Consider the following 24,800-nt stretch of genomic DNA (forward strand, 5'->3'; position numbering starts at 1 on the left):
AAGGGGGCAAGCCCCCTTAGCCCGTTCACCGGCTGTGAAGCCACATTAACCACCTCACTTCAGGTGAACGGAAACAACTACACCACTGAAAATGAACGAAAACAGCCAGCTACACTGCAAGTGCTCCCCTTCACTTCACCTCAAACCACGTTCCATCCCGCCAGTGCCGCCGCCAGCACCACCCCAGGGTCACCCCGCGCAGCACCAAAAACACCACCAAAGAAAACCACAACCCATGATTCCCAAACCCAGGCAGTGTCAGCAGACACACACCAAAACCGGCCGCTGAAAGCGCCATACTGTTACGCATTTCAGCTCCCCGGGTTGCGCCAACAAACATTCCGTCCAGCAAATAGCACCACACCCCTGCAACCGGCAACAGTACCTGCCAGAACAAGTACTTATCTGCCAGCTGGTGTAATTCCGGCAACGAAGTGAGCAGACCAATAATTTGTGGCCCGGCAAGGGCATAAACCAGAGAAAATCCCAGGGCTACCACACCAGCCTGGCGGCAGGCTGCTCCCCATACAGCCAACAATTGCCCTTTGCTGTGGGCACCAAAAGCCTGGCCGGAATGCGCTTCTACCGCATAAGCAAAACCATCCAGTGCATAAGCGGTAAAAGCCAGCAACGTCATCAACAATGCATTTACAGCCACAATGTCACCGCCCAGCCTGGCGCCCAGCACAGTGATGGAAGCAAAGCAGCCCTGAACCAGTAAAGAACGCAACATGATGTCACGGTTTAACGCCATTAAACGCCGAATATTGCCGAACCATGCCGTTTTCAGGCCCACCAGGGGAATACCCCGCATCACCAGAACCCGCCAGACCATCACCAGCCCCAGCAATAGCGTGACATACTCAGATACAGTGGTTGCCAGCGCGGCCCCTTGCACATTCATACCCAGCCCCATCACCAGCCAGATATCCAGCGCGATGTTCAGCACATTGCCCACCACCAGCAAAATAACCGGAGCTCGGGCATATTGCACCCCCAGTAACCAGCCCAATAAAACCAGGTTAGCCAGTGAAGCGGGAGCACCAAGCAAGCGAACCGCTAAAAACACCTGTGCCTGGAACAATACAGCCTCACTGCCGCCTGTCACGGTAAGCGCAAGGTGAATTAATGGCGCACGAAACACCACAATGGCAACACCGGCCACCAGCGCCAGCAACAAAGGCTGCATCAGTGCCCGCAGCAACCCCTGGTCATCTCTTGCGCCATAAGCCTGAGCTGTTAACCCGGTAGTACTCATCCGCAAAAACAACAGCAACATAAACAGGAAACTGGTTACCGTTGCACCAATTGCCACACCACCGAGGTAATCCGGGCTGTCCAGGTGCCCAATCACCGCTGTATCAACCAGGCCCAATAACGGTACGGTGATATTGGACACAATCATGGGGATTGCCAGGCGCCACAACGCCCGGTCAGTTCGGGAAAAGAATTGCATCACTTACCCCAGATAACATTTGGGAAAGAAACCCACAAAAAAGCCGTGGCACAGGCTGGCTGTGACACGGCTGTAAAAGCATAGCAGATTAAGGATTCGTTCAGAGCCATTCGCCGTTGCGAATAACGCCCACTGCCAGGCCCTCGATAGTAAAGTTTTGCTCACGTAAATCGACAACAATCGGGGTGAACTCGTTGTTTTCCGGGAGCAGCTGCACAGTATTGCCCTGCTGTTTCAGCCTCTTAACCGTTACTTCGTCGTCGATACGGGCCACCACTACCTGGCCGTTGCGCACATCCTGCGTTTTATGTACCGCAAGTAAATCGCCATCCATAATACCGATGTCTTTCATTGACATACCGCTAACGCGCAGTAAGAAATCCGCATGCGGTTTAAACAGGGAAGGATCGACCTGATAGTGACCTTCAATGTGCTGCTGAGCCAGTAAAGGCTCACCGGCGGCAACCCGGCCAACCAGTGGCAGACCGTCGTCATTAGTTTCTTCCAGAAGCAAGCGAATACCACGGGAAGCGCCAGAAACAATTTCGATAACCCCTTTGCGGGCAAGCGCTTTCAGGTGTTCTTCTGCCGCATTGGGTGAACGAAAGCCAAGGCGTTGTGCAATTTCCGCACGGGTTGGAGGCATCCCCGTCTGATTAATGTGATCCCGGATGAGATCATAGACCTCCTGCTGTCTGGTAGTAAGTGCTTTCATTCCTTCTGCCCCCTGGGTGTATATACAGTTATGCTGTGAGTATATACAGTTAATGGTGATTTTGAAACCACAATTGAGCAAAAAACCAGGGACTTATCCCACAAAATAGCCATAGGTAACCAGACGAAGCCTTAAATACCCGTTTTGGAGCATTTTTTCCGGAAAAACTCAGAAAAAATGAGACCAGAGCACGCTTCCCCAGGTAAACAGGGCGAGTATAATTGCGAACAACACTGCAGCGGACCCCATGTCTTTAGCCCTGCCAGAGAGTTCGTGAAAATCTGTTCCCACCCGGTCAACTATTGCCTCAATAGCACTGTTGAGGATTTCGATTATCATAACCAGAGTGACGGAACCGATGAGTAACACGCGGGCAATGGCACCGACATCAAGCCAACAGGCAATAAAGATAGCCAGCACAGTAGTGACCCCTTCCTGGCGAAAAGCGGCTTCATTGTTCCATGCAGCACGAATACCTTTCCAGGAATAGCCAGCTGCTTTAATGATTCGGGTGAGTCCAGTGGTGTTACTTGCCATGAAGGAACCTTTTTAGCTTAGTGGCGTCAATGCCTGTAGCGTCGCGCAGGCAACTTCCTCAGAAATCCACGCGGGTTTCTGTTATTCTTGCGACGCATTGCGTTTTTAACCAGAGGCTTTACAACGTTTATGTCCGGTTGGCCACGAATTTACTACAAATTGCTGAATTTACCACTAAGTATGCTGGTAAAAAGCAAATCTATTCCGGCGGATCCTTGCGCCGAATTGGGTTTAGATACCTCTCGCCCTATTATGTACGTGCTGCCTTATAATTCAAAGGCAGACCTGTTGACATTACGGGCGCAATGTCTGGCACATGATTTGCCCGACCCGCTGACCCCCCTTGAAGTAGACGGAGCTTGTTTGCCACGCTATGTCTTTATTCATGGCGGGCCGCGTGTATTTACCTATTACGCGCCGAAAGAAGAATCCATCAAGCTGTTTCATGATTACCTGGACTTGCACCGCAGCAATCCGAATCTGGATGTCCAGATGGTGCCGGTTTCAGTGATGTTTGGCCGCTCACCTGGCCGTGAAAAAGGCGAAGAAAACCCGCCACTGCGCTTGCTTAACGGCATCCAGAAGTTCTTTGCCGTATTATGGCTGGGCCGCGACAGCTTCGTACGCTTTTCTCCGCCAGTTTCTCTGCGCTGGATGGCGACAGAGCATGGCACAGACAAAACTATCGCTCAGAAGCTGGCGCGGGTTGCACGTATGCACTTTGCCCGCCTGCGCCTGGCCGCAGTAGGCCCACGCTTACCCGCGCGCCAGGATCTGTTCAATAAATTATTGTCTTCAAAAGCCATTGCCAAAGCGGTAGAAGATGAAGCGCGCAGCAAGAAAATCTCTCACGAAAGAGCGCAGCAAAATGCTGTTGCCCTGATGGAAGAAGTTGCCGCTAACTTCTCCTATGAAGCCATCCGCATGACTGACCGTGTGCTGGGCTTTACCTGGAACCGCTTATATCAGGGTATTAACGTTCATAATGCTGAGCGAGTACGCCAGTTAGCCCATGAAGGCCATGAACTGGTGTATGTTCCCTGCCACCGCAGCCATATGGATTATCTGTTGCTGTCTTACGTGCTTTATCACCAGGGGCTGGTGCCACCGCACATTGCAGCAGGTATTAACCTGAACTTCTGGCCTGCCGGGCCGATTTTCCGCCGTCTGGGTGCATTCTTTATTCGCCGTACGTTTAAAGGCAATAAACTCTACTCAACCGTGTTCCGTGAATACCTGGGTGAATTGTTCAGCCGTGGGTATTCGGTGGAGTATTTTGTTGAAGGGGGGCGTTCGCGCACCGGTCGCCTGCTTGATCCGAAAACTGGCACACTGTCTATGACGATTCAGGCCATGCTGCGTGGCGGTACCCGCCCGATTACGCTGGTGCCGATTTACATTGGTTATGAGCATGTCATGGAAGTGGGCACCTACGCGAAAGAGTTGCGTGGTGCAACTAAGGAAAAAGAGAGTCTTATCCAGATGATGCGTGGCCTGAGCAAGCTGCGTAATCTGGGGCAGGGGTATGTTAATTTTGGCGAGCCTATTCCTCTGACCAACTGGCTGAACCAGCATGTTCCGGAATGGCGTGATGCGATAGACCCTATCGAAGCGATACGCCCGCCGTGGTTAACTCCCAGCGTCAATGAAATTGCTCATACGCTGATGGTGCGCATTAACAATGCTGGTGCGGCTAACGCCATGAACCTGTGTTGTACGGCTTTGCTTGCTTCTCGCCAGCGTTCACTTACCCGTGAGCAATTGACTGAGCAGTTAGAGTGTTACATGAGTCTGCTGCGCAACGTACCTTATTCACCGGATGCTACCGTTCCTGCGTCATCTGCCAGCGAGCTTATCGATCACGCCTTGCAGATGAATAAGTTCGAAGTAGAAAAAGACACGATTGGCGATATTATCGTTCTGCCCCGTGAGCAGGCCGTGTTAATGACCTACTATCGCAATAACATTGTGCATATGCTGGTAATGCCATCTTTACTGGCGTCTATTATCTCACAACACCGTAATATTACGCGTGATGAACTGCAACGCCGGGTTGAAGTCCTGTTCCCGATGCTTAAAGCAGAGTTGTTCCTGCACTGGGATAAAGAAGCGTTAAGTTCTGTAGTGGATGCGCTGCTCAATGAGCTGGTGCAGCAGAACCTGATTCTGGAAGACAGCGGCCGTTTCCGCCTGAACCCGGCACGCTCCCGGACTCTGCAACTGCTGGCAGCAGGGGTGCGCGAAACGATTCAACGTTATGCAATCACCTTCTGGCTGCTGAGCGCCAACCCAACGATTAACCGCGGGACGCTGGAGAAAGAGAGCCGGACTGTGGCACAGCGTTTGTCTGTACTGCACGGTATCAACGCCCCTGAGTTCTTCGACAAAGCGGTGTTCTCTTCTCTGGTGCTGACACTGCGCGATGAAGGCTATATCAGCGATACCGGTGATGCGGAGCCAACAGAAACCATGAAGGTTTACCAGTTGCTGGCCGAGCTAATCACCTCGGATATCCGCCTGACGATTGAAAGTGCTGCATCACAAGGCGAAGACGCACCCGCTCAATAACCGTTGAATGAGTGCGAAGCAAGGTGAAAAAATGGCGGGAATAAAAATCCCCGCCATTTTTTATGCCCGGTAAACAGTGCCATTACTCAGGGCCGTTGAGCAGGGGCCTGATCAGGATAAAGGCGGCAGATAATGGACAAACAGCCCTAAAAATAACACCAGCCCCACATAGTTATTATTCATAAAGGCTTTAAAACAGGCATCCCGGTCACGCCCGGCAATGAGTTTTTGCTGGTATGAAAACAGCCCCGCCGCAAGCAACAGCGACCAGTAAAACGCCCCGCTCAGGTGATTAAGCCAGCCTACCAGCACCAACAGCGCCAGAACCGCCACCTGTAAGATGCCAATAATCAGTTTGTCGTAGCGCCCAAACAGAATCGCGGTGGATTTCACGCCTATCTTCAGGTCGTCATCCCGGTCTACCATGGCATATTGCGTGTCATAAGCGACAGCCCAGAGGATATTGGCTAAAAAAAGTAACCAGCAACTGAGCGGCAACTGCTCACTAACAGCCGAGAACGCCATGGGAATTGACCAGCCAAACGCGGCCCCTAACACCACCTGGGGTAAATGAGTGTAGCGTTTCATAAACGGGTATATCCAGGCCAGCGCCAGCCCGGCGACTGACAGCAGAATCGTCATGGTATTCAGGGTGAGAACCAGCAAGAAAGACAGCAATACCAGTACACCAAACAGCGTGATAGCTTCGCGCTCTGTGACATCGCCACTGGGTAATGGGCGGCGTGCCGTGCGCTTGACATGGCCGTCAAATTTGCGGTCGGCAAAATCATTCACCACACAACCTGCGGCACGCATTAACCAGACACCGGCAATGAACACCAGAAGAATAGTTACCGGCGGAATGCCCGGTGTTGCGAGCCACAGCGCCCATAAAGTAGGCCAGAGTAACAGTAACGCGCCAATCGGTTTGTCAGTACGCATGAGCCGGTGAAATGCCAGCAGCTTATTCTTCTGCGTCAGACTCCACTCCATTTTTCATCCTCTTGATACAACGGTGATGCAGGTAAAAACAGTTCGGTAAGCAGTAATGGTTTGCCCGACAAACGGAGGCGGGAACGGCGCCCCCATAAGGTTTCACTGCGCCCCGTGTGAATAAAATCGCGTGTCAGGGCCGATGCGGTAAACAAGTACCGGCCAAGCGGGGTGGTGCCCAGGCGCTGTAGCGCCAGTTCAGGGCCATTCAGGGTGGACAGTGGCACCACTGTGCGCCCCACCAGCCAGGGCGTATCATCGCCCAGCAAAATAATTTCCCGTAACCAGTATTGTGATTCACGGGGTAACCAGCTAACGTCTTCGCCCACCTGTTCCGCCGTCACAAAGCCTTCGGATAGCAGCGTCACACTAACCTTACTGCAACAGCGTTCAAAACGCTTTGTCATTGAGTCTTCCAACAATAGCCAGTCACGCAGCCAGGCTGACAGGTTATCCGGCAGGGTGTCGGAGAAAGACAGCGCCCGTAATTGCGCCAACGCAGGGTGCATCATGCCCAACAGTCTCCAGAACAGAACAGTGGACATTGTAACGCAGAACACGAAAAGGGTGTGGCAGGAAAATAGCAGAAACCAACAGCCATGTAACAAAAAGCCAACGGCCGCAGGCACGTCTGCCGGTGGAAAAAAGGTGCGCAGACGCGCACCAAGGCTTACAAGATCAGCAATGTGGGGTGATTACCCCTTGCCTTTTACACTACTGATAAAGGTTTTACGTGCGCTGGTAGATCCAAGACGCTCAGCCTCATCAAGTAATTTCAATGCCTTATCTACATCACCTTTGGCCACTGCCTGCTTAATGGCATGGTTAAAATAGGCCTCAGTGTCATTCAGCATAGGTTCCGCTTTTGGTGCCGGTGCGGATGCAGCAACAGGCGCAGCAGCTGTGGCTGTATTTCCGACGGTGACCGTTGGGGTACTGGCTGAAGAGCCAAAAATAGGCCCAACCAGGATACTGGCACCAGACGTCGTTTTCACTTTCAGTTTGAGCGTACCTTCTGCAGCGTGCTGCGCTACCGGGTCTGGAATATCCGGAACGGCGTTACCCGTGCCTTTTGCATAGGCCTTGGCAGGAGCAATCAATGTGGTTGTACGTTGTAAATCCTGCGGAGTGGTGAAGATCAGTAAGTAAATCTTCTGCTGCCCCAGAGCGGGAGTCAGTTTCAGGGTACCTTCCAGCCGGTCAGCGGCCATTACCCCTGGTTGTTGGTAAGTGAAGAAATTCGCCGGGAACCAGGCTGAAGGGTTCATGTTCTGGTCCAGCACCAGCACATTCGGGGCATAGACCCGGTTCTGTGCCACTTCGCTGGTGAGCGTAATCGAGAGTTCACCAATATTAGCAGGAACACTGTAAGCCGCTACCGGCCCGGTAATTCCTGGGTTACTAAGCCTCTGGCCCTGGGTTGCCAGATTAGCCTGCACACTTTGCCCGGCATTTAACGGCTGCCAGGTAAGCTGTTGGAGAGACTGAGCACTGAAAGTGGGTGCCCCGGCGAGGTTTTGCGGCACCAGGTCCACTTCAGCGAAGGAGGTTGCGGGTACAGCGGCGAGCAGCCCTGCACTCAGGCAAAGAGCAACGAGACGTTTTTTCATTGTTATGACCTCGGTAGCAACGGGATACGGTGGCCAGGCAATAGCGCGTATCCGTATTCAGAATATATTTGGACTAGTGAAAGAGGGGGTTGCCCCCCTCTGCTTTAACACGTTACTGACTTCAGGCTTACCACCAGATTTCCATCTGGGCACCGAAGGTCCATTCATTGCTGTCACCACGGCTGTAAGTGGTGGTGCTGGTATCGGCAACTGCATAACCGTTGTCGTTATAGCCCCATTTTTCATTCCACTTAGCGTAGGTGGCGAACAGACGCAGAGCCGGGCGAGACCAGATGCTGTCACCAGCCTGCCATTGCTGTGCCAGGGTCACTTTGTACTGGTCGTTGTGCTTGCCAGCGCTCTGTGATTTGACATTGTCGTAGCCCACTTCCAGCAAGGTGCTCATGATTGGCGTCCATTTGTACATTGGGCGCACGCCCACGGTGTACCAGGTGCTGCCGTTCTTGCTGTCCATGTCGATATCCTGATACATACCGACATACATCAGTGCCCATTTGTCGTTGAAATCGATGGCACCATGGTTCAGCACACGAATCATGTGGCCGTCGTTGTTCAGAGTGCCCTGCGCATGGCCGCTGTTCCAGGTGGTCATCGCATCGGTAGCATACTGAACCACAAACTTGTTGTAGCCGCCGCTAATAGACTGGGTATGTTCAGCGGTGAACATATAACCGTCTTTGGTTGCGCCATCTTCGAGGCGGTAGTTGTCACGCGGGTTGGCACGGCCATAATCCACACCCAGTTCCAGCACACCACCTGGGTTCACTTCCAGGCCCGCTAAACGCACGTCGAATACATCATTGGCGGTTTTGGATGCATAATCGCGTTCACGATCGCTGGTGAAGGTGTAAGAACCACCTGTTTCAGAGTTACGGGTAGCAGCGACAGACAACTTACCAAAGCCAAGATCTACGTTTTCCAGACCGGCACCAGGACCTGAAATATCCCAGTAGTAGAAGTCGATCATGTGAACGTCATGACGTTGGTAGAAGCGTTTACCGGCCCAGAGAGTGGAACCTGGCAGTGCATCAATCAGGTTTTTACCCTGAACGTTGGCTTCACGAAATGCCGGACTGGTAGATTCCCAGTCATCCATCTGAGAAACCGAGTAAGCGACGTTAGTATCGAAATAGAAGCTTTTATCGCCTTCTTTCCACACTTCCTGTCCCAGTTTTAATTCCGCGTAGGTTTCACATTCGTTACCCAGACGGTATTTGCTTTGTGCGCCGGTGGCTTTAAAGCACTGCTGTTCACCGCCACTCCCCGTCCAGCCAATACCGGAACGGGCATAACCGTGGAAGTCAACGGCCAGCGCCTGAGCAGACATAACACCCGCAGCCACTGCGATAGCCAGGGGAAGTTTGCGCAGAGTAATCATCATTCTATCTCCTGAGGTCATTGCTTTTATTGTGAGGGTCACTTAAACACCTGGCTCCTGATGCAACCGACGGCAGGCTGTGCCATCTTCCTTGAATAAGTGGCAGCGCTCTGGCGGCAAGCCAATGGCGAATGTCGCGCCCTCTTGCACCAGCACCACGTCGTTCTGGCGGTAAACCAGGTTTTGACGCAGCGCCGGAATCTGAATATGGATTTGTGTTTCATGCCCCAGTTGTTCCACCACCTGCACTTCCCCTTCGAGAGTGACATCGGCGATTTCACTGGGCAGTAAATGTTCAGGCCGGATCCCCAACGACATGTTGGCTCCCACCTGAACGCCCGTGCTTTCCACCGGCAGCCATACTTGCTGGCGGTTAGGCAGCTCAACCTGCACTTGTTCCAGTGCGGTTGCGGTGACTTTAACGGGCAGGAAGTTCATTTTGGGGGAGCCAATAAAACCGGCTACAAAGCGGTCTGCCGGGTAGTGATACAGTTCAAGAGGCTTACCGACCTGCGCGATACGGCCAGCATCCAGCACCACGATTTTATCGGCGAGGGTCATTGCCTCTACCTGGTCGTGGGTGACGTAAATCATGGTGCGCTTCAGGCGCTTGTGCAGGCGGGAGATCTCAATACGCATTTGCACACGCAATGCCGCATCAAGGTTAGAAAGGGGTTCATCCAGCAGGAATACCCGAGGCTCTGCAACCAGTGTACGGCCAATCGCCACACGCTGACGCTGCCCACCGGAGAGCGCTTTCGGGCGGCGGTCCAGTAAATGCGCCAGTTGCAGCACTTCTGCAACCTGGTTAACACGCTGGTTAATCAGATCTTTTTTGGCACCAGCCAGTTTCAGGCCGAAAGACATGTTTTCCGCCACCGACAAGTGCGGATAAAGCGCATAAGACTGAAATACCATGCCCACACCACGTTCAGCGGGAGGGACATCATTCATACGTTTTTCGCCAATGAACAAATCACCGCTGGTGATGGTTTCCAGACCCGCAATCATGCGTAATAACGTTGACTTACCACAGCCAGACGGGCCAACAAATACGACAAATTCGCCGTCGTTGACTGTTAAGTTGATGTCTTTCGACACCACCACGTCTCCCCAGGCTTTGGTTACGTTCTGTAACTGCACGTTTGCCATCGAACTTCTCCCTTCATCCATCACTCAACCCGCCAGAGGCAGGTAATACAAGATGTGTCCGACTATGAGGGAGTTTGTCGTCAGGAAAATCCTCCACCCATGGCTTTTTTATGGGGGAGGAGACGGGAGGATGAGAAACGCTTGCAGGCAGGGAAAATCATGGGCTGACAGGGATTTTCGTGATCCTGATTTCAAAAACCAGTACTGTTTTGTGTGCTGTGGGCCACATAACCAGGATTTATGAGAAGTAGATCACATAAACCTCCCTTACGGCGTAGTGCCAGGGAGGATGAGATTTTTCTGTTCTAATCCGACACTGGCGCAGGTAAAGCCACACAGTGTCTCCACGTGCATATCACCTAAAGGAAGGAACATATGAAAATCAAAACCGGCGCACGTATCCTCGCGTTGTCTGCGCTGACGACAATGATGTTTTCTGCCTCTGCTCTGGCCAAAATCGAAGAAGGCAAACTGGTTATCTGGATTAATGGCGATAAAGGCTATAACGGTCTTGCCGAAGTGGGTAAAAAGTTTGAACAGGACACCGGGATTAAAGTCAGTGTTGAACATCCGGACAAACTGGAAGAGAAATTCCCGCAAGTTGCTGCAACAGGTGATGGCCCGGATATTATCTTCTGGGCACATGACCGTTTTGGTGGTTATGCACAATCTGGCCTGTTGGCAGAAATCCACCCTGATAAAGCATTCCAGGACAAACTGTATCCGTTCACCTGGGACGCCGTCCGTTATAACGGCAAACTGATAGCCTACCCAATAGCTGTTGAAGCATTATCACTGATTTACAATAAAGACTTGCTGCCAAACCCGCCCAAAACCTGGGAAGAAATTCCGGCACTGGATAAAAAACTGCGTGCCAAAGGTAAGAGCGCGCTGATGTTTAACCTGCAAGAACCGTACTTCACCTGGCCGTTAATCGCCGCTGATGGTGGTTATGCCTTTAAATATGAAAACGGCAAGTACGATGTCAAAAATGTTGGTGTGGATAACGCAGGGGCGAAAGCTGGCCTGAGCTTCCTGGTTGATTTAATTAAAAATAAACACATGAACGGTGACACCGACTATTCTATTGCTGAGGCGGCATTCAACAAAGGCGAAACCGCCATGACCATTAATGGTCCGTGGGCCTGGGCAAATATTGATAAGAGCAAAATCAACTACGGTGTAACGTTGCTGCCAACCTTTAAAGGTAAAGCGTCCAAACCCTTTGTCGGAGTACTGAGTGCCGGGATTAACGCCGCCAGCCCGAACAAAGAACTGGCAAAAGAGTTCCTGGAAAACTACCTGATAACTGATCAGGGCCTGGCAATGGTTAATAAAGATAAACCATTGGGAGCTGTTGCACTGAAATCTTACCAGGAAATTTTGGAAAAAGACCCGCGCATTGCCGCCACTATGGCTAACGCCAAAAATGGCGAAATCATGCCGAACATCCCCCAGATGTCTGCATTCTGGTATTCCGTTCGAACTGCTGTAATTAACGCTATTACAGGCCGCCAGTCTGTTGATGCAGCGCTGAAAGACGCAGAAACACGTATTACAAAATAAACCATCAGTCACCACCTTCTCCCCTACGGGAGAAGGTGCCTGATACCCCGCAGTTCCCGTAGTAGAGGAAGACCCCATGGATGTGATGAAAAAGAGCCACTGGTGGCAAAGCGACAGTCTGAAATGGTCTGTTATCGCCTTGCTTGGGTTACTGGTCGGTTATCTTGTGGTAGTGATGTACGCCCAGGGGGAGTACCTGTTTGCCATAATGACCCTGATTATCAGTAGCCTGGGTTTATATATTTTCGCTAACCGCCGTACCTATGCCTGGCGCTATGTGTATCCGGGGCTGGCCGGGATGGGGTTATTTGTACTTTTCCCACTGGTTTGCACCATTGCCATTGCGTTCACCAACTACAGCAGCACCAACCAGTTAACTTTTGAACGGGCGCAACAAGTGTTGATGGACCGCCAGTACCAGGCGGGCAAGAGTGTCCGGTTTGCGCTCTACCCTGCAGGCAACAAATGGCAGCTGGCCCTGACCGATACTGCGGAAGGGAAAAACTACCTCTCTGAACCCATTACGCTAAGCGGTAAGCAACATATAACGCTGTCCCCGGTTGATGCCCTGCCGGCAACAAACCGCGCCAACCTGCGTGTGATTACCCAGAACCGCCAGGCACTTGGCGAAATCACCGCCGATATTCCCGGCAACCCGGGGCTGGTGATGAGCTCCTTACATGAATTTTCTGGTACGCGCCCGTTATATACACTGGGCAAAGATAACAGCCTGACCAACAACCAAACCGGTGTGATGTATCGTCCGAATGATAAAAGCGGTTTTTACCAGGCGGTGGACGCCAAAGGCAACTGGGCCAGTGAACAACTCAGCCCGGGCTATACCGTAACCATTGGCTGGCATAACTTCACGCGTGTATTTACCGATGAAGGCATTAAAAAACCCTTCTTCGCCATTTTTATCTGGACCATTGTTTTCTCTGCCCTCACCGTTTTTCTGACGGTTGCAGTTGGTATGGTGCTGGCCTGCCTGGTGCAGTGGGAATCGCTGAAAGGGAAGGCGATTTACCGGGTACTGCTCATTTTGCCTTATGCGGTCCCGTCATTTATTTCAATTTTGATTTTCAAGGGGTTGTTCAACCAAAGCTTCGGTGAAATCAACATAATGCTGAGCGCGCTGTTTGGCATCAAGCCAGCCTGGTTCACCGACCCGACCACCGCCCGCAGCATGATTATTATCGTTAACACCTGGCTGGGTTACCCGTACATGATGATCCTGTGCATGGGGCTGCTGAAAGCTATCCCGGAAGATTTATATGAAGCGTCAGCCATGGATGGAGCGGGTCCGTTCCAGAACTTCTTCCGCATAACTCTGCCTTTGCTGATTAAGCCACTGACGCCACTGATGATTGCCAGTTTTGCATTTAACTTTAACAACTTTGTTCTGATTCAGTTGTTAACCAACGGCGGCCCGGACCGGATCGGCACGACCACACCGGCAGGTTATACCGACTTACTGGTGAGCTACACCTACCGTATCGCCTTTGAAGGTGGCGGCGGACAGGACTTCGGCCTGGCGGCAGCTATCGCCACGATTATATTCCTGCTGGTTGGCGCACTGGCTGTGGTGAATCTGAAAGCCACCCGCATGAAATTTGATTAAGGAGGAATCATCATGGCTATGGTGCAACCCAAATCGCAAAAATTACGCTTGCTGACCACTCACTTACTGTTGCTGCTGTTTATTGCGGCCATTATGTTCCCGTTATTAATGGTGGTGGCGATATCACTACGCCCCGGTAACTTTGCAACTGGCAGCCTGATTCCTGACCAAATTTCATGGGAGCACTGGAAACTGGCGCTGGGATTCAGTGTGGAGCATGCCGACGGGCGCGTCACCCCGCCCCCGTTCCCGGTGCTGTTGTGGCTGTGGAACTCAGTCAAAATCGCCGGTATTACCGCGATGGGTATTGTGGCGCTCTCCACCACCTGCGCTTACGCCTTTGCGCGGATGCGTTTTCCTGGAAAAGCTACACTGCTGAAAGGGATGCTGATATTCCAGATGTTCCCGGCGGTACTGTCACTGGTCGCGTTATATGCGTTGTTTGACCGTCTGGGTCAGTACATTCCGTTTATTGGCCTGAATACCCATGGCGGGGTGATTTTTGCCTACCTCGGCGGTATTGCACTGCACGTCTGGACGATTAAAGGCTATTTCGAAACGATCGATAGCTCGCTGGAAGAAGCGGCAGCGCTGGATGGCGCCAGCCCGTGGCAGGCATTCCGCCTGGTGTTGCTACCGCTATCGGTACCCATTCTGGCGGTGGTATTTATTCTGTCGTTCATTGCCGCAATTACAGAAGTGCCCGTCGCTTCACTGCTGTTACGCGATGTGAACAGCTACACCCTGGCCGTCGGTATGCAGCAATACCTGAACCCGCAGAACTACTTGTGGGGCGACTTTGCCGCGGCCGCAGTGTTGTCCGCCATACCGATTACTGTTGTGTTCCTGCTGGCTCAGCGCTGGCTGGTTAATGGCCTCACCGCTGGCGGTGTTAAAGGCTAACCTTGTTCCACCCCCGCGCGAACCTGCCTGTACGCGCGGGATGTAATGCCACTGTAAACCCTCATTATTAAGCCTACTTGTCTCTGTCTTTGGCGGCCTGAAGAGCCGCCACTTTTTTTGTGCGTCACGCACATTTATTCACGGCGCAGCCTGCTACTGTTGCATAACCACAGCGTGATAACCAACAGCAGGATAGCGGCAGAGTAGATAAGGACATCTATTGGTGATTTATGGTCGATGATTATCAGGCGCACAATCGCCGTAATACCGATATAGACAAAGTAGCGTAACGGGAAGTGAAAACCAGACTGAAAATACTTAACAATCAGAGCGATAAATTCGAAGTAAAGAAAGTAAACCACCAGGCCTTCAATCAGCAGATACTTACTGGCCTGCTCATTAGGGGTGAACAGCACATCAGCAAGATGCAGAGTTTCTTTACCGAGAAAAATGACCAGTATTAACCCAAGGCAGGTCAGCCCCAGGTTGAGAATGGTTTGCAAAATTGTCGAAATTAATTCGACACGGGCACGCGCTAATGACGTCATAACAGACTCCACTTTATTGCGGTCTCTTGCCTGTTATACGGCAAAAATGTGATCCAGATCCATATTTTTTTCTTTAGCATAGTGTGCTATCCATGCGTGAATCTGTTCATGCGGAGTGATACCGATACAAGCGGAGGTCCTTATGATTCGCATTGCCTGTTTACATACGGCACCCGGTAATGAAACGTTATTTGAACAGGCCGCTCAGGATACAGGCCTGCCCGCTGGGTGTTTAAAACACACTGTGATGCCGCAACTGTTGCGCACGGCGGAAGCCAGTGGCGGGCTAACCTCAGCGCTGGAAGATGATGTAATACGGGTGCTTCTGGCGCTCAGCCATCACGCCGATGCTGTATTGCTGACCTGCTCAACGCTTGGCCCGGCGGTGGACAAACTTAACCAGCGTTCACCTGTCAGCATTCCGGTGCTGCGCGTTGACCGGGCACTGGCACAGGCGGCAATGGCACAAGGTAAACGCACAGTGGTCCTGTGTGCTACTCAAACAACGGTTGAACCCACCCGGGTGCTATTTGAACTGTCACGCCAGCAACCTGAACAGGAGCTGGAGACCCGGCTGATTCCCGGGGCATGGGATGCTTTTTTGCAGGGTGACCAAATCCTGTACCACGAGCGGATTATTGCAGCCGTACAACGGGCACTGACAGAGGGTGCTGAATGTGTTGCCCTGGCGCAGGCCTCCATGAGCAGTGTCAGTAAATATTTGCCAGCCTGCTCCCCGGTACTGACCAGCCCACACCTGGCGTTGGAGCAGTTAAAAACACTGCTCCTGGCGTAGCACAGCTTTGCCCCTTTGCCAGTCTGTATTACCTTATGGTAACTATGAAAACATTCACATTTCGCATAGCGCAGGAAGACGATGTCTTCCTGCTTCATCAGCTTGGCACCGAGAGTTATCAGCACCACTTTGCTCACTTGTGGAATAACCCACATGAGATGCAGGACTTCATGCGCAAATCGTTTGATCCTGCCGCAATTCGTGAGCGGATGAGCACACCCGGTAACCAGTGGCTGGTTGCCGAAGCAGGCAAACCTGTTGGTTTTGCAGAACTGACCTGGCATGAACAATTAGCGCACCCTTCGCCTCAGGGTGCATTTCTGAACAAAATCTATTTGCTGCCGGGGCTTACCGGGCAAGGACTGGGGCAGGCTTTTTTTGACGAGATAATCACCCGGGCAATGGCGCATGGGGAAACATCACTGTGGCTGGAGGTGCTGGCAGAAAACCATGGAGCCCGGCGCTTTTACATGCGCCAGGGGATGCATGTTATGAAGAAACTGGTGTTTCAAAGTGCAACGCAAACCAGTGATATTTTACTGATGGCAATGTCACTTCCCCGGCCCGGCACTACACCGGGGAAGACTCAGGTTAACGGAAGTTAACGCTGCGGTCACTGGTCATGCTGTAGAGGTCAAATTTACGGCCCAGCATCTGCCCGCCATCACGCGTGAGCGGCGACCAACTGACTTGTGCACGGCTGCGTGTCGGATAGGCGCTGAACAGATCCATCGGGACTGAGATATACACCCCTTTGGTGAAATCGCCTTCACCGTATTCTTGTGGCGACACATTAGTGATAGTGGCGTAAGTTCCCACCACAATCCCGCTGTCGAAGTGTTTTGCCACTTCGAATGTAGCCCCTTTGTCACCGGCCAGATACTGCCCTACACTCAGTTTCATCAACACATCCGGCGCAAATGATGGATTCCAGTATGCAGTCAGATGGCCGGTTTTCACGCTGTAATTAGTAAATTTCATCATGTCTGTCGGGCTGGTCCAGTCACGCTGTTTTACATAGTTAGCATTCACCCCTATCGCCCAGTCGCTGTCCAGTGGGCGCCACAGTACTTCTGTCCCGACACCGCCAAACATGGTTTCCAGGTAGCCACCGTACACCTGGCCATAAAAACCATTACCCAGATACTGGAAATAGTTGGCCTGCAGGTTATTGATGTAGTAATTATTTTCCACATATTCACGTACACGGGTACGTACACGCGGCAACACAGAGTCACTACTGGTGTAATTAAATTTGCTGTAGTTGTTGGCCAGGTTCACAAACAGGCTACCAGTGGTTAATAAATGGTCGGTCAGCCAGTAATCCGCTGTTCCCATTACCCCTAACTGGTACATGTAGAAGTTTTCCGGGCCACCGACAGACTGGTTCAGCACCGGGTCGAGCGAGTAATTAAAGCGGCTTTTCTCAATATACCAGCCTTGCTCAGTATTCTCTGGAATATCCGGATTTTCCCGTTTTTGCAGTAACGGCGTTTCCTGCCCCAGAGGTTCGCCTTCCAGGTGGCGCTTAAGGCTGGCGACATCAGTTTCGGTGGTGACCTGCGGTAAATTCACGCTATTTTCCGTAACCTTAATAGTACGAATATCCGCCGGAAGATCATTCATGATGATGCGATTCGCACGCACCACACCTTCGTCTCCGTCGCGGTATTTCTCCTGGTCACCCGAGACATACAGGGTATCACCTTTGATTTGGATTTTCGGGTCGATATACCCGGCATTGTATTTCAGTTGGGTTAACTGGTTAGCCACTACGGTATGTTGCAGCACGGCATCCTGCGGTTGCGGTTCATATGCCGGGCGACGGCTGTCTGTCCAGTAATGGCGCAAATCATTAAAGTTGGTATGCAGTGTAAAACCGAACATGAACGTGTTGCCGCGCTCATAACTCAGACTGGCATCAGCCCAGTTCGATAAACGGTAAACAGCACCGACGTTAAATTTACTTTTTTGCTCGATTACCCCGGCGTATTCATCACTGTAGTTGTTGCCTTCATATTCCAGTTTCAGGCGCAGTGGCTGCCACGGGGTTTGGTATTCAACACCACCAAATAACGCGCTTGGGCCATGGAACATATTCCCCGCACTGAGCGAGCCTGCTGAGTGGTAGCTGGTGTCACGGTAGCAATAACTGCCACTGACACTACAGAACGGATTTTTAATATTGCCGCTGGTGCCCAGGTAGCCCCAGCCAATGCCGAGCGAGAAATCGAACGGCCCCCAGGCTTTACTGGCAACCAGATATTCACTGTCAAACAACCCGGTACCGCCAATATCTCGCAGGCCAATAGCTACTTGCGGCAACCAATAGCCTTCTTCCCACAAACGCAATTTCATATCGAAGGATTTATCTTTGTAGGTTTGGTTGCCCGAAAACGCCTCTACGTTACTGTATTTACGGGTACGCACGTCGGTATAACGTAGCGTGGTTTCCAGCCAGGGGAATAACTGTATGGAGCCAGAATAAAAGCGGTACTGGTCGTTATCATGGTAATTAAAGCTGAAGGCGCCTTCGCGGGCCATCCGGGCAGTGGGGGTTTGCAGTAAGCCCACACCACCAAAGTCTGATTGTGTTGTGTTGTCTGGTGGGACATAAGTTTCAGCATGACAGGCCGCTGCTACGGCCATCGCCATCAGACTGTATAAATATTTTTTTTTCATCAATCTGGTATCCGATGGGTCAGGGAGGTCAGGATGCGTTTATTCAACTCGTCCCACGACGATGAGAACAAATGCGAACCAAAGCCGACAAAAATCAGGCTGCCCGGAGAGGGTTCAATATGGCGCTTATTCCAGTACGCCACCGGCACTTTCTCAGTGCTGCCATCCGGGTAAATCACCCAGGCATAGCTCCGTTCTGCGCCACTGAGCAGGCTTTGATCATCCAGGTAATCCGCTACAGATTTTCCTGGTGTAAACGCTACCGTTTCGGGTTTGCTGACCAGGCCCAGTATGGTTACGGTATTGGGTTGTGCGGGTAGCCAGAGCTGGTACTGCCCTTCGAGTGGTACATTCTGCTGGCTGTGTAACCGTAACCAGTCCGGGTCGAGACGTACCAGTTGGCGCCCTGTTACTTTCACCAGAGCCAGCTGTGCCCGCAAAGCCTGAATAGCTGCCCCACTGTCACCACCTTCATCCCGGGCAAGTGCATCCAGGTCTGCCAGTAGTTGCTGGTGTTCTTGTTGCATTTTGATGCTGGCACCCTGATAGCTGATCACTGCCCCCCGCCACCAGTCACTGTGCACTTCTGGTGCCGTGACGGCATCGACCAGACGGGCGACATTATTCAGTTGTACTGGTGTGCTGTTGCCGGGCATATTCACAGTGACTGTGCCTGCAGCCCAGCTGGAAGCCGGGCCAGCGGCAAACCCCATCATGATGGAACAGAGAATCAGTGCGGTTTTTGTCAAATTCATTATTGTGCCGCCTTTAACAAGATCTGGGTGACCGGGTAATAATCGCCACCTAAATACTGACGGGACTGGATAATTAATCCTGAGGAAGAGACCCAGTAGCGGTTCTGCCAATGTGTATCATCTGTGGTGACATCTTCATCAAGTACGCGTAATGTCAGAGTTTGACCGGCAATTTTCAGGGTATCGGTGCCATCCCAGTGGAATGTTGAACGGGCGATGGCATAGCGTACCTGCTGGTGTTCAGTCCAACCCATGCGCCGTGTCCACTGTGCACCATCCTGCAGTGTTGCCACATTCGCCAGTGGGTCTACGCTCAGGTTATCCACTTCAAGGAGGTTATCCGTCAGGCCCAGTGTTTTCACCAGACGCCCGTGTTGTTCCACCATCACAGCGCCATCCTGAGTCGCCCATTTTTGCTGGCCTTGTTCATCCCAGGCCAGAACGACAAAGATACGAGGCCCGCCATTTAAAGAAACGTACTGGCTGGCATAAGGCATGTTTTGAATTTCATCGTCAGTGAGTTTGACGCCGTTATCGCCCCACAGACTGTCCCACAGCGATACCCCAAGCCCTTTTGTGGTTGCTGAACACGCCTGAAGAAGCAGGCAAATCATAATTATTAGCAGTCGTTTCACCACAGATCCCCGGGGTCAAAATAACCACACCGGAGTGTGGTTATGATTAAAACACTCGCTAATTAACGAGTGGCCGTACTGGTCGTCGTTGTTGTAGTGGTCCCGGTATTTGCACCGTTACCACCACCGGTTGCGGCTAATGCCATACCCATTGCGGAACCCATTGTGCTGGCACCGGTTGCTGCTGAACTACCAACAGAAACTGAACTGGCGGCAGCGCCAGCAGCATGACCGAAACCAACCTGGCTCAAACCGACTGCCGGGCCAGAAGCCTGGCCAAAACTAACCGGAGTCGCACTGGTTGCTGCACCGCCCTGGCTAAAACCAGGTGCTGCACTGGCAGAGCCAGCCGCAGCAAGGGCAAATATGGCAAATGCGCCATAGACGAGTTTCTTCATAACAATTTCCCTTCACTAAATGAATGGAGATTTACCTGAAAACTTTTCAGGCGCGATCGAGTATACACAACAACCCGGTGTGATTTGGCTCACAGCGAATATCCCAATGGGTTTTCAGAAAAGATGAAGATATAAAGAATTCCAGTGCAAGGATTAATTATTAGATGATTTAAAATCAAATAGTTACATTTACATAATCAAATTAAATAATCCGTTTTGTCTGAAAAGAAAGGCTGAGGGTAATAATAACTCAAACGATTTTCAGAATAACCTTACTCACAGTTATTGGTTGAGTGTATTTTTTCACAGATTTATCTTATAAAAAATGCCGGTATAAAACCGGCATTTTTAAATATATAGCGAAACTTAATAAATTAAGCGCGCCAGGATTTATAACGGTTAATTAGGCCATTAGTGGAACTGTCGTGGCTTTCCACCGTACTCTGGTCACCCAGTTCCGGCAAAATGCGGTTAGCCAACTGTTTACCCAGTTCAACACCCCACTGGTCAAACGTGAAGATGTTGAGAATAGCGCCCTGAGTGAAGATTTTGTGTTCATACAGCGCAATCAAAGCGCCAAGGCTGAACGGAGTAATCTCACGCAACAGGATAGAGTTGGTTGGGCGGTTGCCCTGGAAGACTTTAAACGGTACCACATGTTGCAGTGTGGCCGGGTCTTTACCCTGGTCACGGAACTCTTGTTCCACTACATCACGAGATTTACCGAACGCCAGCGCTTCTGTTTGGGCAAAGAAGTTGGACAACAGTTTCTGGTGATGGTCGCTCAGCGGGTTGTGAGTGATTGCCGGTGCAATAAAGTCACACGGGACCAGTTTAGTGCCCTGGTGAATCAGTTGGTAGAACGCATGCTGGCCGTTGGTGCCCGGCTCACCCCAGATAATTGGCCCGGTCTGGTAATCCACTGCGTTGCCGTTACGGTCAACATATTTGCCGTTGGATTCCATATTACCTTGCTGGAAATAGGCCGCGAAACGGTGCATATACTGGTCATATGGCAGAATAGCTTCGGTTTCAGCGCCGAAGAAATTGTTATACCAGATGCCAATCAGTGCGAGGATAACCGGCAGGTTCTGCTCAAGCGGGGTGCTGGCGAAATGTTTGTCCATTTCGTGTGCACCACTTTGTAACTGAATAAAGTTATCGAAGCCCACAGACAGAATAATGGACAGGCCAATCGCAGACCACAAAGAGTAACGGCCGCCGACCCAGTCCCAGAATTCGAACATATTGGCAGTATCAATACCAAATTCGCTTACCGCTTTGCCATTAGTCGACAGCGCAGCAAAGTGTTTGGCAACGTGTTTTTCATCACCAGCTGTTTTCAGGAACCAGTCACGGGCACTGTGCGCGTTAGTCATGGTTTCCTGAGTGGTGAAGGTTTTAGACGCCACCAGGAACAGGGTGGTTTCCGGGCTAACGTTTTTCAGCACTTCCGCAATATGGGTGCCATCTACGTTAGACACAAAATGCATATTCAGGTGGTTTTTGTACGGGCGCAGAGCTTCTGTCACCATGAATGGGCCAAGGTCAGAACCGCCGATACCAATGTTAACTACATCAGTAATCGGTTTACCGGTGTAACCTTTCCATTCGCCGCTAATGATGGCTTCAGAGAAGTGTTTCATTTTCTCAAGCACAGCATTCACTTCCGGCATCACATCTTTGCCATCCACCAGGATTGGCGTGTTGCTACGATTGCGCAACGCAACATGCAGAACAGCACGGTCTTCAGTACGGTTAATTTTCTCGCCGGAGAACATAGACTTAATAGCAGAAGCCAGGTCGGTTTCTTTTGCGAGATCCAATAGTTTATCAAGCGTTTCCTGCGTGATGCGGTTTTTGGAATAATCCACCAGCATCAAATCGTTAAAGGTAGCGGAAAAACGAGAAAAACGGTCGCTTTCTTTGGCAAAGAGTTCACTGATAGTGACTTCTTTCATGTCGGCGAAGTGTTTCTCAAGCGCCTGCCAGGCTGCGGTTTGCGTTGGATTGATATTTTTCATAGCAACACTCTTTTGATTTGAGAATTGTGACTGAACACGATTGTAGCGCTTGTATGCCGCATTTGTGATGATTTTCTGTGTCATGGCGCGATGTTACCCATAACATTTGATGTATTTCAGTTTCCTGGCGGTTTCAGTCAAGCGTTTTAGCCCCGTATTGCACATTCTGGAGCTAAAAAGTGGGGAGAAAGAATCAGAGAAACGCCAGCCTGCAAGGAAAAAAACAAAAAGCTGGCTCAAAAATGTTACCTGTATCTGACTGTCAGGTGCTGCTTTCACTTCTGTCACAACGTGAAATGATGTGCTGACTGAGCTGGCTGGCGACCACCAACAATGCCTGCCGGGTGTGTTCAATATCTTCTACCGGGTGGTGCACCGTGCGGGTATTCAGTGTCATATAGGGCACGGTTATCACAGCCAGCAAATCCCCCCGGGCACCAAATATCGGCGCACTAATGTTCGTAACCCCGGAAATTTGCGGGCTTTCCCCCTGGTAATAGCCTTGTTCGAGGGTGGTCGCTATCTGGCTGCGGGCATAGGCCACCTGTTCATCTGTGGCGTCGTCCAGCGCAATCATACGCTGGCGCTCCCTCTCTTCACTGTAACTCAACAGCACAATCCCTGAACCAGAAGCGCAGATATCCAGATGGGCACCGGTCCGCAGGCTGAAACCCATTTTATACGGGCTTTCCTGGCGCGCGATAACCACCAGTTGACCATTACTGTACTGGCTAAGGTGGCAAGACTGGTTTACCTGCAGGCACAGTTGCTCCATCAGGCTGCCAGCCCGTTTGAGCAGAATGGCAACCGGTGGGTGCTGGTTAGACAGGGTAAACATTTTGAGTGTCAGAACGTAACCTGACACATCTTCTTTATAATCAATGTAATGCTGTTCCTGCAGCACTGAGAGCATGCGGAAAATTTCATTGATGCTGCGGTTCAGCCGTTCTGCAATTTGCTTTTTGGTTAATGGCTCATCTTGCGCAGCCAGCAACTCAAGGATAGCCAGCCCTTTTTCAAGGGCGGGAGCACGGTACTCAGTCGTCATAATCGTGGGGCCACAGGCGAAAAATCGTTAACAGGAACAGACTTTAACCTGGTGGCACACAAGAACAAAGTGCCACCAGGCGCGCTTATTTAATCAACCCCATCAGTTGGGGCACTGTCATGGAAATGGCCGGGATGTAAGTCACCAGCATCAAGGTGCCGACTATCACCACGAAGAAGGGCAGCAGGGTTTTCACCACCGCATCAATGGAAATTCCACTCACTTTGCACCCGGTAAACAGAATTGGCCCGACAGGTGGCGTAATAGTCCCGAGAGACAGGTTAAACACCAGCAGGATGCCAAATTGTACCGGATCCATCCCCAGGCTCGTGCAGATGGGCAGAAAGATAGGTGTAAAGATCAGTACCGCTGGGGTGGGATCCATAAAAGTGCCCACGAACAACAATACGACGTTAATGATCAACAAGATAATGACAGGGTTACTGGTCAGTGAGAGGAGCGAGTCAGCAATCATGCCGGGGATCTGGGTAAATGCCATCACCCAGGACATAATCGACGATGTTGCCAGCATAAAGATAACAATTGCCGACATTTTTGCTGTGCTCAGAAAAATAGCCGGTAACGTTCTGACATCCAGAGAGCGGTAGCACAGGCTCAAGAACAGTGAATACACAACGGCAATTGCCGAGGCTTCTGTTGCCGTAAATACGCCACCCAGAATTCCGCCAATCACGACCACAATCATGGATAAACTGGGAATAGCGTCCACCGCCACTTTCAGGCATTCCCGCAATGACATGGTGTGGCGCAGTACGTAACCCCGGCGTTTTGCCATAAAGCCCGCCACCAGCATCACACCAAGCCCCCACAAAATACCGGGAACATAGCCGCCCATAAACAGCGCGGAAATCGACACGCTCCCGGCCACTGTTGCGTAGACAATCAGCGTGTTACTGGGTGGGATCAACATGCCCGTTGGTGCAGATGCAATATTCACCGCGGTACTGAACGCCGGGTCATAGCCTTCTTTGCGCTGAATCGGCGACATAATGCCACCAACCGCCGCGGCCGATGCCACACCTGAGCCGCTAATCGAGCCGAACAACATATTGGAGACAATATTGGTTTGCGCCAGTGAACCGGGCAAAAAGCCGCTGAAAATTTTGGAGAAATTAATCAGCCGAATAGCTATCCCGCCGTTATTCATAATGTTGCCTGCCAGAATAAAGAAGGGAATAGCCAGCAGTGCAAACGAATCAAGGCCAACAAAAATACGCTGGGCAGAGGTAATCATCGCGCCTTTCATGGGCAAAATGACCAGCATTGCCCCAAACGAAGAGATCCCCACACTAATACTGATGGGCGCGCCAATAACCAAGAAAAACACCGTGCCACAAAACATGATTAATGCTGCAATCAGGGCTATATCCATT

At 51.3% G+C, this 24,800-nt stretch carries 22 protein-coding genes; 6 read left to right on the forward strand and 16 right to left on the reverse strand.

The window, feature by feature from the left end:
• Positions 1-130: 130 nt before the first annotated feature.
• The 3 genes from dinF to MPHASIOC01_RS25700 all read right to left on the reverse strand — a co-directional run bounded on the left by dinF (position 131) and on the right by MPHASIOC01_RS25700 (position 2,708).
• The gene (dinF, locus tag MPHASIOC01_RS25690; RefSeq protein ID WP_064596758.1) at positions 131-1,456 is read right to left on the reverse strand and encodes an MATE family efflux transporter DinF; all 1,326 of its coding nucleotides are present in this window, start codon (positions 1,454-1,456) and stop codon (positions 131-133) included.
• A 100-nt stretch (positions 1,457-1,556) separates the two neighbouring features.
• Positions 1,557-2,171, reverse strand: coding sequence for a transcriptional repressor LexA (gene lexA / locus MPHASIOC01_RS25695; protein ID WP_064596760.1), 615 nt, complete (start codon positions 2,169-2,171; stop codon positions 1,557-1,559).
• A gap of 168 nt (positions 2,172-2,339) precedes the next feature.
• Complete coding sequence (locus MPHASIOC01_RS25700; RefSeq protein WP_064596762.1) at positions 2,340-2,708, reverse strand: diacylglycerol kinase; 369 nt, start codon at positions 2,706-2,708, stop codon at positions 2,340-2,342.
• 129 nt (positions 2,709-2,837) lie between these two features.
• Between MPHASIOC01_RS25700 and plsB the strand changes: the two genes are divergently transcribed.
• Complete coding sequence (gene plsB, locus MPHASIOC01_RS25705) at positions 2,838-5,276, forward strand: glycerol-3-phosphate 1-O-acyltransferase PlsB (RefSeq protein ID WP_353613574.1); 2,439 nt, start codon at positions 2,838-2,840, stop codon at positions 5,274-5,276.
• Positions 5,277-5,387: 111 nt separating this feature from the next.
• On the opposite strand, the gene ubiA is transcribed toward plsB, so the two are convergent.
• The 5 genes from ubiA to malK all read right to left on the reverse strand — a co-directional run bounded on the left by ubiA (position 5,388) and on the right by malK (position 10,430).
• Positions 5,388-6,269 carry a 4-hydroxybenzoate octaprenyltransferase gene (gene ubiA, locus MPHASIOC01_RS25710; RefSeq protein WP_064596766.1) on the reverse strand — a complete coding sequence of 294 codons (882 nt, stop codon included), beginning with the start codon at positions 6,267-6,269 and terminating at the stop codon, positions 5,388-5,390.
• Positions 6,254-6,781 carry a chorismate lyase gene (gene ubiC, locus MPHASIOC01_RS25715; RefSeq protein ID WP_353613575.1) on the reverse strand — a complete coding sequence of 176 codons (528 nt, stop codon included), beginning with the start codon at positions 6,779-6,781 and terminating at the stop codon, positions 6,254-6,256. Before ubiC ends, ubiA begins: the two co-directional genes overlap by 16 nt.
• A 183-nt stretch (positions 6,782-6,964) precedes the next feature.
• Positions 6,965-7,885 (reverse strand): maltose operon protein MalM, encoded by a 921-nt coding sequence (malM, locus tag MPHASIOC01_RS25720; protein ID WP_353614982.1) that lies wholly within the window; start codon positions 7,883-7,885, stop codon positions 6,965-6,967.
• Positions 7,886-8,006: 121 nt separating this feature from the next.
• Positions 8,007-9,281, reverse strand: a complete 1,275-nt coding sequence (locus MPHASIOC01_RS25725; RefSeq protein WP_064596771.1) for a maltoporin — start codon at positions 9,279-9,281, stop codon at positions 8,007-8,009.
• A gap of 39 nt (positions 9,282-9,320) precedes the next feature.
• On the reverse strand, positions 9,321-10,430 hold the full coding sequence (malK, locus tag MPHASIOC01_RS25730) for a maltose/maltodextrin ABC transporter ATP-binding protein MalK (protein WP_064596774.1): 1,110 nt from the start codon (positions 10,428-10,430) through the stop codon (positions 9,321-9,323).
• Positions 10,431-10,805: 375 nt separating this feature from the next.
• Between malK and malE the strand changes: the two genes are divergently transcribed.
• The 3 genes from malE (at position 10,806) to malG (ending at position 14,520) form a co-directional block, all read left to right on the forward strand.
• On the forward strand, positions 10,806-11,996 hold the full coding sequence (gene malE, locus MPHASIOC01_RS25735) for a maltose/maltodextrin ABC transporter substrate-binding protein MalE (RefSeq protein WP_064596776.1): 1,191 nt from the start codon (positions 10,806-10,808) through the stop codon (positions 11,994-11,996).
• Positions 11,997-12,072: 76 nt separating this feature from the next.
• Entirely contained in the window at positions 12,073-13,617 is a 1,545-nt protein-coding gene (malF, locus tag MPHASIOC01_RS25740) for a maltose ABC transporter permease MalF (protein ID WP_064596778.1), read from the forward strand.
• Positions 13,618-13,629: 12 nt separating this feature from the next.
• Positions 13,630-14,520 carry a maltose ABC transporter permease MalG gene (gene malG, locus MPHASIOC01_RS25745; RefSeq protein WP_064596780.1) on the forward strand — a complete coding sequence of 297 codons (891 nt, stop codon included), beginning with the start codon at positions 13,630-13,632 and terminating at the stop codon, positions 14,518-14,520.
• Positions 14,521-14,654: 134 nt separating this feature from the next.
• Here malG and psiE read toward each other — a convergent pair whose 3' ends face one another.
• Positions 14,655-15,068 (reverse strand): phosphate-starvation-inducible protein PsiE, encoded by a 414-nt coding sequence (gene psiE / locus MPHASIOC01_RS25750; protein WP_036102976.1) that lies wholly within the window; start codon positions 15,066-15,068, stop codon positions 14,655-14,657.
• A 142-nt stretch (positions 15,069-15,210) separates the two neighbouring features.
• Here psiE and MPHASIOC01_RS25755 point away from each other — a divergent pair, with 142 nt between their 5' ends.
• The gene (locus MPHASIOC01_RS25755) at positions 15,211-15,864 is read left to right on the forward strand and encodes an aspartate/glutamate racemase family protein (protein WP_082917849.1); all 654 of its coding nucleotides are present in this window, start codon (positions 15,211-15,213) and stop codon (positions 15,862-15,864) included.
• 44 nt (positions 15,865-15,908) lie between these two features.
• Complete coding sequence (locus MPHASIOC01_RS25760) at positions 15,909-16,469, forward strand: GNAT family N-acetyltransferase (protein WP_353613576.1); 561 nt, start codon at positions 15,909-15,911, stop codon at positions 16,467-16,469.
• Here the strand turns inward: MPHASIOC01_RS25760 and MPHASIOC01_RS25765 are convergent.
• The 7 genes from MPHASIOC01_RS25765 to MPHASIOC01_RS25795 all read right to left on the reverse strand — a co-directional run bounded on the left by MPHASIOC01_RS25765 (position 16,456) and on the right by MPHASIOC01_RS25795 (position 24,799).
• Positions 16,456-18,546: a YjbH domain-containing protein gene (locus MPHASIOC01_RS25765; RefSeq protein ID WP_353613577.1), complete on the reverse strand. Its 2,091-nt coding sequence runs from the start codon at positions 18,544-18,546 to the stop codon at positions 16,456-16,458. The genes MPHASIOC01_RS25760 and MPHASIOC01_RS25765 overlap by 14 nt on opposite strands.
• Positions 18,546-19,301, reverse strand: coding sequence for a capsule biosynthesis GfcC family protein (locus MPHASIOC01_RS25770; protein ID WP_369938302.1), 756 nt, complete (start codon positions 19,299-19,301; stop codon positions 18,546-18,548). Before MPHASIOC01_RS25770 ends, MPHASIOC01_RS25765 begins: the two co-directional genes overlap by 1 nt.
• Positions 19,301-19,936, reverse strand: coding sequence for a YjbF family lipoprotein (locus MPHASIOC01_RS25775; RefSeq protein WP_064596786.1), 636 nt, complete (start codon positions 19,934-19,936; stop codon positions 19,301-19,303). Before MPHASIOC01_RS25775 ends, MPHASIOC01_RS25770 begins: the two co-directional genes overlap by 1 nt.
• Before the next feature lie 62 nt (positions 19,937-19,998).
• Complete coding sequence (gene yjbE, locus MPHASIOC01_RS27730) at positions 19,999-20,334, reverse strand: exopolysaccharide production protein YjbE (protein WP_405027745.1); 336 nt, start codon at positions 20,332-20,334, stop codon at positions 19,999-20,001.
• 374 nt (positions 20,335-20,708) lie between these two features.
• Positions 20,709-22,358: a glucose-6-phosphate isomerase gene (pgi, locus tag MPHASIOC01_RS25785; RefSeq protein WP_064596828.1), complete on the reverse strand. Its 1,650-nt coding sequence runs from the start codon at positions 22,356-22,358 to the stop codon at positions 20,709-20,711.
• A gap of 262 nt (positions 22,359-22,620) precedes the next feature.
• Positions 22,621-23,406: an IclR family transcriptional regulator gene (locus MPHASIOC01_RS25790; protein WP_064596787.1), complete on the reverse strand. Its 786-nt coding sequence runs from the start codon at positions 23,404-23,406 to the stop codon at positions 22,621-22,623.
• A gap of 85 nt (positions 23,407-23,491) precedes the next feature.
• Positions 23,492-24,799, reverse strand: a complete 1,308-nt coding sequence (locus tag MPHASIOC01_RS25795; protein WP_353613578.1) for a TRAP transporter large permease — start codon at positions 24,797-24,799, stop codon at positions 23,492-23,494.
• Position 24,800 lies beyond the last annotated feature (1 nt).

This window comes from Mangrovibacter phragmitis (assembly GCF_040429585.1).
Lineage (GTDB): Bacteria > Pseudomonadota > Gammaproteobacteria > Enterobacterales > Enterobacteriaceae > Mangrovibacter > Mangrovibacter phragmitis.

Excerpts from the sequence above, each read along its gene's own strand:
- dinF (WP_064596758.1), bottom strand. The coding sequence starts at position 1,456 with ATGCAATTCTTTTCCCGAACTGACCGGGCGTTGTGGCGCCTGGCAATC.
- lexA (WP_064596760.1), bottom strand. The coding sequence starts at position 2,171 with ATGAAAGCACTTACTACCAGACAGCAGGAGGTCTATGATCTCATCCGG.
- MPHASIOC01_RS25700 (WP_064596762.1), bottom strand. The coding sequence starts at position 2,708 with ATGGCAAGTAACACCACTGGACTCACCCGAATCATTAAAGCAGCTGGC.
- plsB (WP_353613574.1), top strand. The coding sequence starts at position 2,838 with ATGTCCGGTTGGCCACGAATTTACTACAAATTGCTGAATTTACCACTA.
- ubiA (WP_064596766.1), bottom strand. The coding sequence starts at position 6,269 with ATGGAGTGGAGTCTGACGCAGAAGAATAAGCTGCTGGCATTTCACCGG.
- ubiC (WP_353613575.1), bottom strand. The coding sequence starts at position 6,781 with ATGATGCACCCTGCGTTGGCGCAATTACGGGCGCTGTCTTTCTCCGAC.
- MPHASIOC01_RS25725 (WP_064596771.1), bottom strand. The coding sequence starts at position 9,281 with ATGATGATTACTCTGCGCAAACTTCCCCTGGCTATCGCAGTGGCTGCG.
- malK (WP_064596774.1), bottom strand. The coding sequence starts at position 10,430 with ATGGCAAACGTGCAGTTACAGAACGTAACCAAAGCCTGGGGAGACGTG.
- malE (WP_064596776.1), top strand. The coding sequence starts at position 10,806 with ATGAAAATCAAAACCGGCGCACGTATCCTCGCGTTGTCTGCGCTGACG.
- malF (WP_064596778.1), top strand. The coding sequence starts at position 12,073 with ATGGATGTGATGAAAAAGAGCCACTGGTGGCAAAGCGACAGTCTGAAA.
- malG (WP_064596780.1), top strand. The coding sequence starts at position 13,630 with ATGGCTATGGTGCAACCCAAATCGCAAAAATTACGCTTGCTGACCACT.
- psiE (WP_036102976.1), bottom strand. The coding sequence starts at position 15,068 with ATGACGTCATTAGCGCGTGCCCGTGTCGAATTAATTTCGACAATTTTG.
- MPHASIOC01_RS25755 (WP_082917849.1), top strand. The coding sequence starts at position 15,211 with ATGATTCGCATTGCCTGTTTACATACGGCACCCGGTAATGAAACGTTA.
- MPHASIOC01_RS25760 (WP_353613576.1), top strand. The coding sequence starts at position 15,909 with ATGAAAACATTCACATTTCGCATAGCGCAGGAAGACGATGTCTTCCTG.
- MPHASIOC01_RS25765 (WP_353613577.1), bottom strand. The coding sequence starts at position 18,546 with ATGAAAAAAAAATATTTATACAGTCTGATGGCGATGGCCGTAGCAGCG.
- MPHASIOC01_RS25770 (WP_369938302.1), bottom strand. The coding sequence starts at position 19,301 with ATGAATTTGACAAAAACCGCACTGATTCTCTGTTCCATCATGATGGGG.
- yjbE (WP_405027745.1), bottom strand. The coding sequence starts at position 20,334 with ATGAAGAAACTCGTCTATGGCGCATTTGCCATATTTGCCCTTGCTGCG.
- pgi (WP_064596828.1), bottom strand. The coding sequence starts at position 22,358 with ATGAAAAATATCAATCCAACGCAAACCGCAGCCTGGCAGGCGCTTGAG.
- MPHASIOC01_RS25790 (WP_064596787.1), bottom strand. The coding sequence starts at position 23,406 with ATGACGACTGAGTACCGTGCTCCCGCCCTTGAAAAAGGGCTGGCTATC.
- MPHASIOC01_RS25795 (WP_353613578.1), bottom strand. The coding sequence starts at position 24,799 with ATGGATATAGCCCTGATTGCAGCATTAATCATGTTTTGTGGCACGGTG.